The 15,253-nt window shown below is 40.3% G+C and carries 15 protein-coding genes and 2 pseudogenes; 11 read left to right on the forward strand and 6 right to left on the reverse strand.

The window, feature by feature from the left end; translation table 11 throughout:
• Positions 1–4 precede the first annotated feature (4 nt).
• The 3 genes from MHB49_RS08690 to MHB49_RS08700 form a co-directional block, all read right to left on the reverse strand.
• The gene (locus MHB49_RS08690; protein WP_405155817.1) at positions 5–1,105 is read right to left on the reverse strand and encodes an ABC transporter permease; all 1,101 of its coding nucleotides are present in this window, start codon (positions 1,103–1,105) and stop codon (positions 5–7) included.
• 69 nt (positions 1,106–1,174) lie between these two features.
• The gene (locus tag MHB49_RS08695) at positions 1,175–1,543 is read right to left on the reverse strand and encodes a hypothetical protein (protein ID WP_405155818.1); all 369 of its coding nucleotides are present in this window, start codon (positions 1,541–1,543) and stop codon (positions 1,175–1,177) included.
• 562 nt (positions 1,544–2,105) lie between these two features.
• The gene (locus tag MHB49_RS08700; protein WP_405155819.1) at positions 2,106–2,813 is read right to left on the reverse strand and encodes a CAP domain-containing protein; all 708 of its coding nucleotides are present in this window, start codon (positions 2,811–2,813) and stop codon (positions 2,106–2,108) included.
• 515 nt (positions 2,814–3,328) lie between these two features.
• Here MHB49_RS08700 and MHB49_RS08705 point away from each other — a divergent pair.
• From MHB49_RS08705 to MHB49_RS08720, 4 genes are all read left to right on the forward strand, one after another.
• A complete protein-coding gene (locus tag MHB49_RS08705; protein WP_405155820.1) occupies positions 3,329–4,453 on the forward strand; it encodes a GntR family transcriptional regulator in 1,125 nt (374 codons plus the stop codon).
• Positions 4,454–4,932: 479 nt separating this feature from the next.
• Positions 4,933–6,234, forward strand: a complete 1,302-nt coding sequence (locus MHB49_RS08710) for an ABC transporter substrate-binding protein (protein ID WP_405155821.1) — start codon at positions 4,933–4,935, stop codon at positions 6,232–6,234.
• A gap of 70 nt (positions 6,235–6,304) precedes the next feature.
• Complete coding sequence (locus MHB49_RS08715) at positions 6,305–7,240, forward strand: carbohydrate ABC transporter permease (RefSeq protein ID WP_405155822.1); 936 nt, start codon at positions 6,305–6,307, stop codon at positions 7,238–7,240.
• 17 nt (positions 7,241–7,257) lie between these two features.
• A complete protein-coding gene (locus MHB49_RS08720) occupies positions 7,258–8,094 on the forward strand; it encodes a carbohydrate ABC transporter permease (RefSeq protein WP_405155823.1) in 837 nt (278 codons plus the stop codon).
• Between the two features lie 228 nt (positions 8,095–8,322).
• On the opposite strand, the gene MHB49_RS08725 is transcribed toward MHB49_RS08720, so the two are convergent.
• Together MHB49_RS08725 and MHB49_RS08730 are read right to left on the reverse strand one after the other, a co-directional pair.
• Entirely contained in the window at positions 8,323–8,748 is a 426-nt protein-coding gene (locus MHB49_RS08725) for an exosporium protein C (protein ID WP_090894686.1), read from the reverse strand.
• Positions 8,749–8,896: 148 nt separating this feature from the next.
• Positions 8,897–9,124, reverse strand: a pseudogene (locus MHB49_RS08730) (ABC transporter ATP-binding protein); the annotation flags it as partial.
• On the opposite strand from MHB49_RS08730, the pseudogene MHB49_RS08735 reads away from it, so the two are divergent.
• From MHB49_RS08735 to MHB49_RS08760, 6 genes and pseudogenes are all read left to right on the forward strand, one after another.
• A pseudogene (locus tag MHB49_RS08735) lies at positions 9,117–9,209 on the forward strand (tyrosine-type recombinase/integrase); the annotation flags it as partial. The pseudogenes MHB49_RS08730 and MHB49_RS08735 sit on opposite strands and share 8 nt — an antisense overlap.
• A gap of 261 nt (positions 9,210–9,470) precedes the next feature.
• The gene (locus MHB49_RS08740; RefSeq protein WP_044877425.1) at positions 9,471–10,124 is read left to right on the forward strand and encodes a lysozyme inhibitor LprI family protein; all 654 of its coding nucleotides are present in this window, start codon (positions 9,471–9,473) and stop codon (positions 10,122–10,124) included.
• Positions 10,125–10,373: 249 nt separating this feature from the next.
• Positions 10,374–11,144 (forward strand): hypothetical protein, encoded by a 771-nt coding sequence (locus MHB49_RS08745; RefSeq protein WP_405155824.1) that lies wholly within the window; start codon positions 10,374–10,376, stop codon positions 11,142–11,144.
• Between the two features lie 139 nt (positions 11,145–11,283).
• Entirely contained in the window at positions 11,284–11,790 is a 507-nt protein-coding gene (locus tag MHB49_RS08750; RefSeq protein WP_405155825.1) for an HIT family protein, read from the forward strand.
• 209 nt (positions 11,791–11,999) lie between these two features.
• The gene (locus tag MHB49_RS08755) at positions 12,000–12,482 is read left to right on the forward strand and encodes a DinB family protein (RefSeq protein ID WP_405155826.1); all 483 of its coding nucleotides are present in this window, start codon (positions 12,000–12,002) and stop codon (positions 12,480–12,482) included.
• A 442-nt stretch (positions 12,483–12,924) separates the two neighbouring features.
• A complete protein-coding gene (locus MHB49_RS08760; protein WP_405155827.1) occupies positions 12,925–13,335 on the forward strand; it encodes a 3-hydroxyacyl-ACP dehydratase FabZ family protein in 411 nt (136 codons plus the stop codon).
• A gap of 293 nt (positions 13,336–13,628) precedes the next feature.
• Here the strand turns inward: MHB49_RS08760 and MHB49_RS08765 are convergent, their stop codons facing one another.
• Positions 13,629–14,330, reverse strand: a complete 702-nt coding sequence (locus MHB49_RS08765) for an NAD(P)-dependent oxidoreductase (RefSeq protein ID WP_405155828.1) — start codon at positions 14,328–14,330, stop codon at positions 13,629–13,631.
• Between the two features lie 178 nt (positions 14,331–14,508).
• Here MHB49_RS08765 and MHB49_RS08770 point away from each other — a divergent pair, with 178 nt between their 5' ends.
• The gene (locus MHB49_RS08770; RefSeq protein WP_405155829.1) at positions 14,509–15,078 is read left to right on the forward strand and encodes a TetR/AcrR family transcriptional regulator; all 570 of its coding nucleotides are present in this window, start codon (positions 14,509–14,511) and stop codon (positions 15,076–15,078) included.
• The last annotated feature ends 175 nt before the right edge of the window (positions 15,079–15,253 follow it).

Raw genomic sequence — 15,253 nt, forward strand, 5'->3', positions numbered from 1 at the left:
GGCGTTACTCCTTTAATGCCTTGGCAGGTTCGATTTTCAACATATGAAAAAATGGGATGATTGCTGTAATCACTGAAATGGCAAGTGTGATTAGTATTCCGAGCATAAAATGATTAAGGTTTACGCTGATATAATAGCTGGTCACATCAAGAATCTTTAGACTTTGTTTGCTGAGAAGCCATTGAATTAAGATGGAAAAGGTTCCTGCCAGAACCGCACATATAAAAAGCTGACTGAGGATATAAAAGAACAAATCGAAATGACTTGCTCCTAGAGCTTTTCTCAGCGAAATTTCTTTCCTTTTCAAATAAATCCAAAGATAGCTTACGTTAATACAATTGATCAGGGCAATCAAAAATAGTTTATAAGGATAACTGAGTACTTCTTTTACGCCTTGTCTTGCATTTTTTTCATTTTTGTAATTTTCGTTTTCATTCACAATCTCCGCTTGTACTTCACCATTATTTTGTGTGATCTCATTAATAAAATGATTGATTTCGGTCTCCGGATTTTGATTCGACCTGACGATAAGTTGGAGTACTTTTTGCTTCATGATGTCCTGTTTAATGGAATCAGGCAGTTCATTCAAATAAACATACATCTTATAATTGTAGACATTAATTAACTCGTCCCCTAAATCTTTGCCTGCTATTCCTTTGATTGTGTATTGTTTATTCATCAGAGTCAGGGCTCCAACATGATTGGATATGAGTCTGCCTACAATAATTTCGTTTGATTCATTTGAGTCTATATTTGTTCCTTCAATCAGAGGAGGGGACCAATGTTTATAATTTAACAGCCCAACGATCTGAACTTGTCCTATTTCTGGTACCGTAGTCGTAATATCACCGGTAATTACGCTTGCATGATCAAAATTAGCATCTGCTATTTTTTGAACCTCAAGCAGATCTAGTTGTTTAAAGTTGGTTAACGTGACAGAATAATAATTTTTGAAATATCCATTTTTCGAATGGTAAAAGTGCTCATCGTAATAGCTTTGAGTGGATAGAGCGATAAGGAAGGGCAATGTCGTTAAGACGAAGCCTATAAAAAGAATGATAAATATTTTTTTGCTTGCTAGTATATCTTTTAGAATTTGTCGCATAGTCGCCTCCAATAACTAAAACGTGAATAAGGCGGAGTAGGCCTTATTCACGCTATGTAATGCTAAAAATTATTTAAAATCGAGATTTTTTGATACATATGCACTATCGCCCACCATGACCCACTCATGAGTCGAAGTACCACTGCTTATGGCTCCACCTGTTAGAAAATTCACGGATACGCTGTCAGTCGATTTGGCTGGATCCTTTTCGTTATATCCGGATGAACCATCGTTAGTTCTGGCCGAAACAGTCATTTTGTAATAGTACGGTTCATTTGTCTGTTTAGTGACTGCATTAATATTGGCTCTCGCTCCTGAACCAAACCAAGTAGCAGTGGAGTTCCAATCAATTGAGGCAAAGGAAACAGAAGAAACAGTACCTAATAAGATTGCTGTGATCCCTAGTGACGCTAACGATTTTTTCAACAAACTTTTCATGTAAAAACTTCGCTCCTTTTAGATTAATTTGTGGCCACATACAAATACTACCATATGGAAAACGCATATCAATATATTTACTAAAATTTAACAACTAGTTTACATTAAATTGATAATCCATAAGGAAATACACGATATTATATTTCTCCGCGTCCCCGGATTTCCTATAACAATTTATATTCAGCGTATTTAAAGCCCATTGGATAGGATGGATATGGGAGATTGAGCGCTCTGCTAAATCTCCCTTTTTCGCCAAACATTTCTTCGTAAATGCCACAATATGGGTTATCATATACGTAGTTCGAATATGGACGTAACGTGTTGTATCTACGAAGTACATAGATTAGATGTTATATGAAAGGGAAGCAAGATAAAGAAGGCTTGTACAAATAAAGGTAAAATATATCTACAATTGAATCTTGGGTGGGCATGGTTTCCCTTCGAAAGGAGGCGAAGACATGGATAATATTTACAATTTAATCCGGTTCGAGGAAACAAAAGCATCAAAAACCCGACATAAATTGCGGGTTTTTGATACTTTATTGTTGGGAGATGAAAGGCGCTACCCAGTAAATTCCTGGACCCATGTGTTGTTATAATAAGCAATACCGATATGAGTATAACTATTATTCAGTATATTTGCTTTGTGGCCCGGGCTATTCATCCACTCCTTCATAACCTGGGTAGGGGTGGTTTGCCCTTTTGCGATGTTTTCTCCAGCGGTATTATATGTGATCCCGAATTCCTTCATCATATCGAAGGGGGATCCATGTGTTGGCGAATTATGATCAAAGTAACTGTTGTTGTACATGTCCTGTGCCTTGACCATAGCCACATTTGACAATTCTTCATTCCTACTCAAGGAACTTAATCCTGTTTTGGCCCTTTCTTGATTGACTAGATCCAGAACCTGCTGCTCAAAATCGGTTTTATCCGTAGTATTTTTTTTACCTTCCTGTACTTGTCCCGTTGGCTCCTTATTTTCAGGATTTCCTGCAGGTGCCTGGTTTACTGGATTTCCATCCGGTGTTCGAATCAGATCCAACAAATCCAATGGAATTCCATTTTGGGCTTCTTTTGTTGTAATAGATCTCTCTTGCCAAGATGTAGCTGTTGATGATGCCTGTGTGAGGACTGAGTTTGGTGCAGCAGCATGATCATGAATTGAAATTTGTTTTTGCTCAGGAGTCACTTGTTTTTGCATCATATTGTTATGGGACGAACAGCCTGCCACCAATAATAATATTGTTAAAACGAAAAACTTTGCCATTTGCCAACCTCCCAGATCCATTAGTTAATGAAGTTCCCGGATTTATGTTTTCCTTTATGCCATTTACTTATTCCTAATATGGTTCTCTCCTTATCCAGTACTTTTTTATGATCGATACCATTTAGATAGCCTTGTCTTTTTTTGTGTCTCGAGGAAAGCAAAGCGTATTGCGAATGGTTATGGATAAAGAAGGCCATATCGGGTCATAAATGCATCACGGGATGAATGTTATCTATTTCAATGGATTCCTGATGATTGGAGTATTTCGATGGATAATTGGGAGAATCTATTCAAACTAATTTCACTCATTCATTATTGCTGCGAGATACAGTGTACTTTTCGAAGTCCTGTTAATCCATGGCCCTACGATGGGGTCTAACTGTAAGCAAAGCTCTGACAGAGTAGACTTGGAAAACTCCATGCCACAGAAGTTCGTCGGTAATCTGATTAACTTTGCGAATTACTTCTTGTGTAATATACTTAGTATATTAATATTATGATGTCAGGGTGGTCTTGTGGAATTGCATTTATACGAGCAGATATATGTCTATATTGTACAAGAGATCAAAGACGGTCGATTAAAAGAAGGAGACCGGGTCTCTTCTGAAAAAGAGTTAGCTGAACAATTTGGCGTCAGTCGTATTACATCTAAAAAGGCTCTGGAGAAATTGGCAGATTCTGGGGTTATTAAACGAATACAAGGGAAGGGTTCATTTGTGGCCGATGGCATAATTGGAGGACAAGAACCGAAGCACTATTCAGAGGTAAAAACGACCTTGGTTCCTGAGGATGATAAGCGGTTGATCGGTTTTATTATACCGAATTTTTCTGACGAGTTTGGCCTACAACTTCTTAGATCGATGGAAAAGCGGAGTGCAGAGCATAATTATCAACTCATTATCAAGCGAACTTGCGGGGATCGGGATGAGGAAAAACGTGCGATCGACTTATTTATTGGTTTAGGCATCAAAGGATTAATCGTGACCCCCATTCATGGTCAACACTATAATTCGGAACTGCTTCGACTTGTATTAGATCGGTTTCCAATTGTTTTGGCCGATAGATATCTAAAAGGAATTCCGGTTTGTTCGGTATACACAGACAATAAGAAAGCAGCCATGGATCTTACGCGTCATCTGATTAGCAAAGGCCATAAAAAAATTGCCTTTTTATCTCCGCCGGAAGAGAACACTTCAACATTGGAGGAAAGGCTGCTCGGATATACGCTTGCCTTCACCCAAGAAGGAATGAACTTGAACAAAGATTATGTATTGACGAACTTGAAGGGAACCCTTCCCAAGAACATAAACGGAACAGCGATTGAAAGTGATAAAGAAACAGTAAAGCATTTTTTGAAACAACACCCTGATGTAAAGGCGTTTGTCGCGTCGGAATTTCTAATAGCTACCATGCTGGCTCAAGTTATCCACTCGATGGGGAAATCTCTGGAGGAATTCGAGATTGTTTGTTTCGACTCCCTGAACGATCACCTGGGTCAACCCATCTTCACTCATATTAAGCAGGATGAGAAGCAGATGGGTGAATTGGCAGTGGATATGCTAATCTCTCAGCTGCATGGAACAGCAGTTCCCGAGCTGAACATTATAGAACATCGTATGGTCGTGAAAAATAACAGGTAGGGTTAATACAAGTTCAGCGCAGCTCAACAAAATCAAGGATATTTTTCATTGTGTCGAGAAGTCCCCAGGGGCTTATCGGCACTTTTTTTGATATCAGAAATATAAACTTCGAAGCATGGCCTTCCAGACCTGATATCGCATAAGATAAACAACTTCTAGATGCCGTCTGTCTGATTAACGAACCTCGAAACGTCGATTTACATATCTAATTATAGCCATACGTCTTCAATATTATGTCGTAATATTGCAATTGACACGCCTCGTAATGTCATATTAATATACTTAGTATAACCGGCATAACCAGTATAACTTGTAGGATTCTTATACCAAATTCACTTCGTTCATCATTTTCTGATTTTAATAGTTCATATCGCCAGTCTTGTTAACGCTTACATAAATTGTGGATTGATCAGAAAAATGGAGTGGATTCTATAGGAATTCAAGTTAAACGAATTCATTTAACTTAAGGGGGACTTTGAATGAGGAGATCCAAAAAAATCGCATTTCCAATTCTTGTTTGCTTTCTGGCTATGTCACTGCTTGTAACCGCTTGCTCAACGAAGGGGGACTCAAGCGATCCGGCCGGAGAGGGGAATACAACAGTTACGATGTGGCATGGTCTTACCTCCATTGATTTAGATAATTTGAATAAAGTCGTGAAGGCATTTGAAGAGAAAAATCCTACCATCAAAATGAATTTGGTTTATACCGAATCCAGCGAGGGATCCGATCAGAAGCTGCTGACTGCAGTCGCAGGCGGCAATCCTCCTGACGTTGCACTTTTCGACCGCTTTAAGGTCGGTACTTGGGCTGCGCAAGGTTCTCTGACTGACTTATCCTCGATGGCAGCAGAATCCGGAATTCGTAAGGAAATGTATTATCCATTTGCTTGGGAGGAGTCCAGTTATCAAGGAAAGCTTTATGCCATGCCGATGGATACGGACTCTCGCCTGCTATTTTACAATAAGGATCATTTCAAAGAAGTAGGGCTGGATCCCAACAAACCACCACAAACGATCGCCGAGCTTGAAGCGGCCGCCGAAAAGTTAACCATCAAGGAAGGTAAACGTTTCAAACGGATTGGGTTCATCCCATGGTATTCGCAAGGTTGGCTTTATACTTGGGGATGGGCATTTGGAGGAGAATTCCAGGACACTGCCACCGGCAAAATTACTGCAAATGATCCTAAAGTCGTTGAAGCGCTGCAATGGATGACCGACTTCGGCAAAAAATACAATGTCGAGGATATTGCCGGATTCACAAGCGCAGCTGGCACGGAGGAAATGGATCCCTTCATTTCCGGTCAAGTCAGCATGAAGATAAGTGGAAACTTCACGGTTAAGGGTATCGAAAAATTTAAGCCGGATCTAAATTACGGCGTTGCACCGATACCGACTCCAACGGGAACGGATTTTACGACATGGTCAGGAGGCGGCTCCGCTATTATTCCTAAAGGTGCCAAGAACGTCGCTGCTGCTTGGAAATTCCTCGAATTCTTAGGGAAAGAAGAGGGGCAAACGTTATTAAACGCTGACTCTCAAATTTCCGTTATCGATTCGGTTAACGACAAGTACGGTTACAAGGACGATCCGATCATGAAGGAATTTATTAATATTTTGCCCAATTCACACAACCGCCCGGTTATTCCTGAAGGACAGCTGCTGTGGAATGAGTTAGCTTCCGCTACAGAAAAGGCAACCCGCGGTAACGGTACTCCGAAAGAGAACCTGGATAGAGTAACTGAGACGGTTAATAAGGCTTTAGAAAAATACGACAAATAGGGTGCTCGGTAGGCAGGGAGCGAACTTTCTCCTTGCCTATTCATGAATGACAATTGGAAGGAGAATGCACATGGCAAAACTAGCCGAATCAGTTCAAGTAAACGCAATTCCTTCGGCAAGGAAACGAGCACTCCACAGAACTAACGTGACTGGGTGGCTGTTTGCTTCACCTTGGGCTATAGGGCTGCTATGCTTTTATGCAATTCCGATGCTAATGTCCATCTACTTCAGCTTCACTACTTACAGCATTCTGCAGCCTGGTGAATTTGTCGGAATGAATAATTATCGAGATCTTTTCCATGATCCTCTGTTTTGGAAATCCATATACAACACGATCTATTTCACCATATTTTTTGTTCCCTTAAGTATATTTTTCGGTGTGGCACTCGCTATGATGTTGAATATGAAGGTCAAGGGTATGGCTATATTCAGAACGATTTTTTTCTTACCTACTCTCGTGCCACAAGTGGCTCTGGCTGTTCTGTGGATGTGGTTGTTACATCCAAACTTCGGATTGGTGAATGGGCTGTTAGCGAATATCGGCATCGATGGGCCTTCTTGGCTTGGTGGTGAGTCGTGGTCCAAGCCTTCGCTCATCTTGATGTCGCTTTGGGGTATTGGGCAAGCTGTCGTTATCTACCTTGCTGGACTAGGAGACATCCCTGATGAGTACTATGAAGCAGCACAAATCGATGGAGCTAACTGGTTTCAGAAAACGAGAAAGGTAACCCTGCCCTTGCTCACTCCCGTTATTTTCTACAACCTTGTCATGGGAATGATCGGTGCATTCCAACAGTTTACTCTTCCCTATACGTTGACCAAAGGGCAAGGAACTCCTGCAAATTCCATGACTTTTTACGTCATGTATTTATATGAGAACGGATTCAGGTATTTCAAAATGGGTTATGCCTCCGCAATGGCCTGGATCTTATTTATTATCGTTATGGCATTAACCGGAATTATTTTTATTACGTCTAAACGCTGGGTTCATTATCAAGGGAAATAAGGAGGAGGAAGTAAGGGATGAATCCTATCGCTATCAAAAGAATCAATCGTGCGTTAGCCTATTTATGTCTAATTGTTGCTTCTGCATTTTTCATGATTCCGTTCATTTGGCTGCTTTCGACTTCTCTTAAACCACTCACACAAATCTTTACATTCCCACCAGAGTGGATTCCGCATCCCATTCTGTGGAGTAATTATTCCCGTGCCGTTGAGTATATCCCTTTCTGGACATATCTGAAAAACACGGCAATTATAACAATCGCTAGTACGCTTGGTGTGATCATATCCTGTCCCTTGGTTGCATATAGTTTCGCCAAGTTAGAGTACCGTGGGAGAGGTATACTTTTCTTTGTAACCCTCGCTGTTATGATGATTCCCGGACAGGTGACGATGATTCCTCTATTCCTGTTGTTTACTAAATTAGGTTGGGTAGGAACACCTCTTCCACTGATTGTACCCCAATTTTTTGGAGTGCCCATTTACATTTTTCTATTGCGGCAGTTTTTCATGGGACTGCCTGATGCCCTGCGCGAAGCGGCCCGCTTAGACGGCGCTAGTGAGTTCCGCATATATTTACAGATCATGTTTCCACTCGCCAAATCCGCCGTTTTAGCCGTGGCATTGTTTCAATTTATGGGGAGCTGGACTGATTTCATGGGCCCCTTGCTTTATTTAACCAATGAACCATCTTACACTGTTTCGCTCGGATTGCAGCAATTTCAGAGTCAAAAGGGATCCGAATGGGGTCTATTAATGGCCGTATCCACCTTGATGACATTACCTATTATTGTTTTGTTCTTTTTTCTTCAAAAAACGTTTATTAGCGGCATTACATTTAGCGGTATAAAAGGTTAAACATCATTTGTGTGAATGAAGTTAGCGATTCGGAACCTCAGTGTAGGTGGAGCCTTGGCCTGCGAGATGGGTTTCGATGAGGCATGAGCAAAAGCAGCCCATCCTCTGACGAGAACGAGCTGCTTATTACTTTTCTATCTCTTTTTCCATCTTAGAGTACCTATTCCCTCAAAAATTGAGGTTTCTATAGGGCTATCATTCAAGTGCTGAGAATTGGGAAAAATGGTATCATGTTCTCGTTTTAACGGCTAACCCACTAAACGATATGGGCCCAACAACATCGGCTCTTGTATTTGCAGTAAGGTTTTCTGCTGTGACTGTGTAAACATGGGAACCGGCTTTTACATTTCTATCTTCTGCCTGGAACGTAACTGCATAATTTTGTTCAGAACCACTAGATTCGATACCTTGTTGGGTGTTGAAAATCTCTCTTCCATCGCGGAAGACTCTAAAGAGTATTTGCGCAATGCCAGTGACACCTCGAACACCAACGGTTGCTACTAAATCTACCCGATTAGGTTGAGCATTGACTGGAATCCGTAAAGTGATTGTTGCAAGGCGAGATCTTGCTGGTGAACGCCGGATAATAAATGAGTTTGCTAAGTTGAACCTACGGCGCGGCTGTACGGCAGCTTTATCAAGAATACGTACCAAAATATCAACTCCTCTTGTTTGATATCTTCAAGATATGTTGGACACAAAGAGAGTGATTGGACAATGATATAAGATGTGTGTTAGGTCGTCTGATTCCCTAATAGGGAAGAGGGGGCCTTCTTTTTTTTCCTTACAGTGCTATTTTTTATCATTGAAGCTGATCTTTATTTATTTTTCTATCAACAATTTCGATGATCCGGTTGCATCTTTTTGGGACTTCCAGATCATGCGTTCCGATAATGACGGTTTTCCCTTCTTGATGGAGCTGCTGTAAGAGATTCATAATCTCTTCTCCGGTTTTTCGATTCAGATTTCCAGTCGGCTCATCGGCCAGAATTAATTCAGGTTCTCCGACCAAAGCTCTGGCGAAGGTAAGTATTCATGCACTGAGGCACTCCCTCGCCACTCATTTGCTGGAAAATGGGACAGAACTACGGTACATTCAGGAGCTACTCGGTCATACGAGAGCGTGAACAACTCAGCGGTTAGTAAGAAAAGTATTTAGCGTATTCAAAGCCCGTTGGATCGGATGGACATGGGGATTGAGTGCTTCGGTAAATATTCCTTTTTCGCTAATTTTTTCTACGCAAATTCCACAACATGGGTTATCATATACGTAGTTCAGATAAGTGGCCGAATGTTCGGTATTTACGAAGTACATAAATTAGATGTTATACGCCATTACCGGTAAATATTAAAGATAATATTTAAGGAGATAATTTATGAAAGGTAAGATACTCTTATTATTTTTTATAACGATAGTGTTTTCAGCTTGTCAAAATATTAGTCAATCGACTACCTTGAACAGCGAAACTAAATCAATAATGAATTCTGAACTGCCTCCTGATGCAGTGAGTACAGGTAATGGAACAGAATCGAAAGAAATAACTGAAGGTCGATCAGATCCTTCTAACAATGAAGTGTTATCCATGAGCATTGGGAACTATGATTTGAAAGGAGAATTTTATGATGAAATGCTTCGAAATCCTATAGATCATGATTATGAAGTGGAATTTAATGAATTTCAAAATTCCAAAGAGATTATTACAACATTGGGATGGGAGGCGTTGGAAAGCAAATATACAGAGATTTGGGATAAAGAGTTGAATCAAATATATAAAAAGCTTCTTTCTAAGTTGGATAGAGAACCAAGAGAAGCACTAATTGAATCGCAAAAAGAATGGTTACAGTATCACTTAAGGGAAACAAAATTTGTAGAGAAGACATTTATTAATAATGGTTACCTTGGATCACAAGGATCGGTAAGCCTAGGAACGGTTATACGGGAGAGAATTAGGGAAAGAACAATGCAATTATTTGAATATCGATATTTGCAAGATGGTGAAGTTGAGTTTTTATACCAAAGTAAAAAATAGAGTTGGAATCTTGATCAAAGATTTTTAGGTGATGCTTCGAAGACAGTAACGGCGCATAACAATGTATTCACGCTTCGGGCCATTCGGCCCTCGGTCCGGCCGAGGAATTTCGGGGAAGTGGCGGCAGCTGGACAACCCTGCACTGGCTAAGTCCGTCGGACCCGCGCTTGCGCGCTTAAGCCAGTGAGGGTTCGTGAATACAAAGACGTTATCTGCAATGACCTTAAGAACTTAGAGGAGGATGTTAATATGGTAGTGAAAGTCAGAAGTAATCCTGATTACTTTAACATTATGGCTGGTGAAGCCGTTCGACTATTTAAAGAGTTGCCTGTACCTTTGCCTTGGATTGAACCCTCAATTAATATGTTGTATTTAAATGCAGCATCGTCGTTGGTCACAGGCAATTTCTATGCTTCAATAATATGTTCTAGCACTCTATTAGAACATACTTTGAGAATGGCAATTCTCAACCCTGATACTAATGGACTTAAAAGACAAATTTCAAATACACAACTGGATAAATATCAGTCTATCAAAGCTTTATTAAATGCTCCGAATATTTCTAATATTATTCCAGAGCAAATTGATATTGAATGGTGGGAAAGCGTAGCAAGCAAATTAAGAAACAAGTCTGCTCACTACTTGATTCCAACATTGCTCAAAATATTTACGACTAAAGAGTATTCACCGGAGCATTATGTGCTTACGAAAGACGATGGAACGCCTCAAAATCCTTTATTACACGATTGGGGTTCTTTTTTCCATAAGACTGATTATTATATTGCAATTAGATTTTTCAAGGAATCGACAGATCAACTACAAAAAATAATAAATAATACTCAATGGGAATCAGATCTAAGTTGGTGGAAGTCTCAAGCGGAATATTACAATATGTTTTTTGAATATCAATGGACTATAGATAATATGAAAAACAGTTTAAACGTCATGTATAGAGAACTTTTTCGAAGAAAGAATGAAAGTGATGAGGGTAACTCGGAAGAAGAAGGTCACAACAGATAACATAATATTCAAGCTGCGGACATTCGTCCTGGGTCCGGCATTCGCCAGACACCCGACATACGTCGGGTCGTGAATACAGGAACGTTAGATGAAATTACGATGCAAGCTCTTATCAAAATCAAAAACTATGAGGTGCATAATGCCAAGACTAATTACATTAGCTGATGGAAGATCAGTAGAAGTTGAATGTGTAAGTTGCGCATTGACAAGTGGTTTAATTTCTTCAACAGGTGGAGTTATTTTTGAATCAAGTCACTTTCATGTCCATCAAGATATTGCTTACCCAATTAAAGGGTTAGTTATACTAGCTTCAAAGAGGCATTTTTACTGCATGGATGAATTAACAGATGAAGAACAATTAGAATTCGTTTCGTTAATCCATAAGCTCAGAAGTGAACAAAGAAAACGATTGGGAATTGATAAGGTCTATTACTTTTATAATGAAGATACAACGCATCACTTTCATTTATGGATGGTTCCCAGATATGAATGGATGTACCAATTTGGAAATTCAGTAGAATCATTAAGACCGGCTTTATTACATGCAAGGAATAACATGAATGACGATGAGAATATGAAGAGTGTAGAAGAAGGGGTTAGCATGCTAAGAGAGGGCATGAGGGATTTTGTGAGTAGCTCAAGGTAACCTCATCTAACACTATTTTCACGCATCGGGCTTACGCCCCTCGGTCTGGCAGAGGAGTTATCGGGGAAGTGGATGCAACCAGACAACCCTACGAGGCTAAGTCTTCGACCCGGCTCCCGTTGGTCTCCTTAAGCCTCTCGGGTTCGTGAACACAAGAATGTTATCCGAAAGAACCGTAAAACAATTTATTTTAGAGATGAGGATTTAAGTTGTCTTATAAATCAATTTTAATAGATCAATTAACTGCATGTTATAACGATAAGAGCTGGTTTGTTCCTCTTGTGGATATACTCACAGATCTAACAGTGAAAGAAGCAGTTTCTGAGAATCAATACAAACAATCTATATGGTCAATAGTGAATCATCTTATTTATTGGAATGAAAAATGGCTTGAGCGATTTAATGCTGAAGAATTTGAATTGAACAGTGCGATTAACAATGAAGAAACATTTGCATTGAATCAAGATCAGTTGAATGAATTTGGCTGGAAAGAATCATTAATTAGACTTGAGAATGTATTTAAGAATTGGAAAATAGCATTAGAAGAATCTGATGAATCAAAACTTACCAAACAACTTCCAGAATATTTTAATGCTCCATGGTGGGGAGTGGTTTCTAATATGAGTATTCATAATGCATATCATATCGGGCAAATCATTATGTTAAAGAAACAAATTCGAGTTAATAAATAATGTTATGAATGCTTTTCACAGATGAGGGTTCCATCAGATAACACTATGTAGGATTTAAAAGTATAATTGTTTATTTTGATCTACCCAATGATTTACTGAAAGAACGTGTTATACGTCTCCCAAAGAAGCAGAAGCTAAAAGAGGAAGCAAATTATATATTTATCATTAATGACCCCGATAATACAGTGGGAATTATTCAACAATTAATAGCAATCACCTGGTACTAGATGATTCGATGAAGGCCGATCCTTCAGATAACATTATATCCACGCTGCGGGGCTTACACCCCTTGGTCGTCCGATGTATAATCATGGTAGATAATCGGACTTATACGAGCCGACCTAAGATAGGAGCTATCTAAGGTCAGCTCGCGTCGTGAATACAAAGACGTTATCGGGAAAAGTATTTATGAGCTGAAAGATGACTTAAGGGAGTTTCAAACATGACAAAAATATCAAACGTTTTACCTCACAGGTATCCTTTTTTATTTGTAGATCAAATTCTTGAAATTGAACAGAACAAGTGGGTTAAGGGATACAAGAACATAACAATTAATGAATGGTTCTTTTATGAAAATAATAATTCAGTTCCAAGCACTTTGATTATCGAGGGCCTTGCCCAATTGGGGGCATTTGCAACAATGTCAGACAATAACGGGCTAGGCTTCTTGTCCGCTTTAAAGGGTATTGAAGTTCTAGGCCAGGCATACCCAGGTGATCGATTAGATTTGTACTATAAGGTTTTAAAGAACAAAAGGGGCTTCATTATTGGAGAAGGAGTAGCTACTGTGGGGAATAAAGTCATTATAAGAGCTGATGAAATTATGATTTACTTACAAGCCAACACCGAGTAAGCATATTGAGGAAAAGGCGACAACATCCGATAACAATGCATTCAAGTCGATGTACTGTCGTTCCTTGGACCGCCCGGGGTTTTCGACGAGGTTCCGGGCTTTATTTCGGAAGCACTTTCTATACTTAAAATTCGTACTTCACACATCAGACTTCCGTCCTTGGACCAAGTAGGAGAAGAGCACCTCAACACACGCTGGGTCGTACTGCAATTTTTGAATTTCTTCAAGGCAGTGTGCTGTGGTGTTGTAATAATGAAAAAGAAAATGAAATTAATATACCATCGCTATCAATTTTACCGTCCTACATTAACAATTTTTCTTGTCCACTCGGGCTCACTGGTCGCCGCACGCACCAGACAGTCGGCACAGTCTTCAAAGGGAAGTGCCCCGAGTGGGTTGATGCGAGCCAGTGGTTCTGCCGTATAGTGCAACGTACCCTCCGCATATTGAAGCACGGATGCACGTACAATGACCCAATCCAGTTCACTCTGGATGAGTGCTTGCTCTGCCTTACTTTTATCCTGAATCGCCTTCCGAAAGATGCTACGCATCAGACACACCGCCAACCCGTTTAAAAGAGAAAGCTCTTTCCCATCGCTCAAATTAATGCCGCTCTGCATAACTATGCGCTTCACACCTGTACGCTGACAAGCTGAAACGATATTTGGAATTCCTTCGGACATGACCGTACCTGGTGAGAAATTAGCCGCGATTGTATGTATTCCAGCTCTGATATTTCCCAAGTTCTTCGCGGCGGACTCCGACGACAAATTACTGGGAGGACCTATGCAGCTGATCACAACGTCTGCCCCCGTAATGGCGTTGACCATGCTATGTTCGTCTAATACATCTCCTTTTCTAACGGTGAATCCCTCTTCTGGCGATAGGGATTCCGGCCGACGAGCAACGCCGATAATCTCGTGCCCTAAAGCAAGCGCACGATCCATTACTTTCCTTCCAGTTCCTCCTGTAGCCCCAATAACTGCAATTTTCATGTTTATTAACTCCATTCCCATTCATGCATAAATGCACGATAGTGTATTATTTATCATGTATGTATAATGGTATACAGAAATAAAAACGCTACAAGTCTTAAAAAGTCGGATTTCGTGCATTAGTTCACAGGTTCACTGAAATTGTGTAAGAACTATGAAGAAAACTGGAGGTTTTCAAGTGTTAAAGGTGGATCGAAGGGTACGTAAATCCCAGGAAGCCATCAAAATGGCAGTTATTGAACTGATGATTGAAAAGGATTTTGATCAAATTACGATACAAGATATCTCCGACAGAGCGGATGTTAGCCGAAGAACGATCTATCTTCATTACACGGACAAATTCGATCTTCTCGATAAGCTCATCGAAGAACATATTACGAACCTGCGCGAGATCTGTGAATCTACAGAAGATGATGCTGGTTATAACGATATGGGGTTAGTGTGGTTCGAATATTTTGAAAATCATTCTTTATTTTTCTCCGCATTGCTGGCGAGTAAAGGAAGTTCTTTTTTCCGAAATCAGTTTCTGGCCTTTTTCATCGGAGAATTGGAGAAAGGGAACAGTGTATCCGAAGGTGGAAGCATTGCAGCAATAACGGAAGGGATAAATGTGGAGGTTCAGTTTCTGGGGGCGGCGATTGTTGGCGTAGTAGAATGGTGGTTTAAAAAAGAAAAGCCACTTCCTCCATCCGATATGGCCGAGCGTATAGGTGCATTGCTCGAAAGGAATCTGGATACGGATAATTGAAAGAAGCTGCATGCGATTGGTATCATGCAGCGGGGAGGAGCGCCACGACGACGTGATCGTGGCGCTTATTGGCGTGCATCACAGTTGCCCAATGTGATGCTGCACGTTATGGGCATCACAAGTAGCCGTCGTGATGCACGCACATGCTGACATCACGGTCATGCACCCGTGATGT

It is taken from the genome of Paenibacillus sp. FSL K6-0108 (assembly GCF_045040695.1).
In the GTDB taxonomy this organism is placed as follows: Bacteria; Bacillota; Bacilli; order Paenibacillales; family Paenibacillaceae; genus Paenibacillus; species Paenibacillus pabuli_B.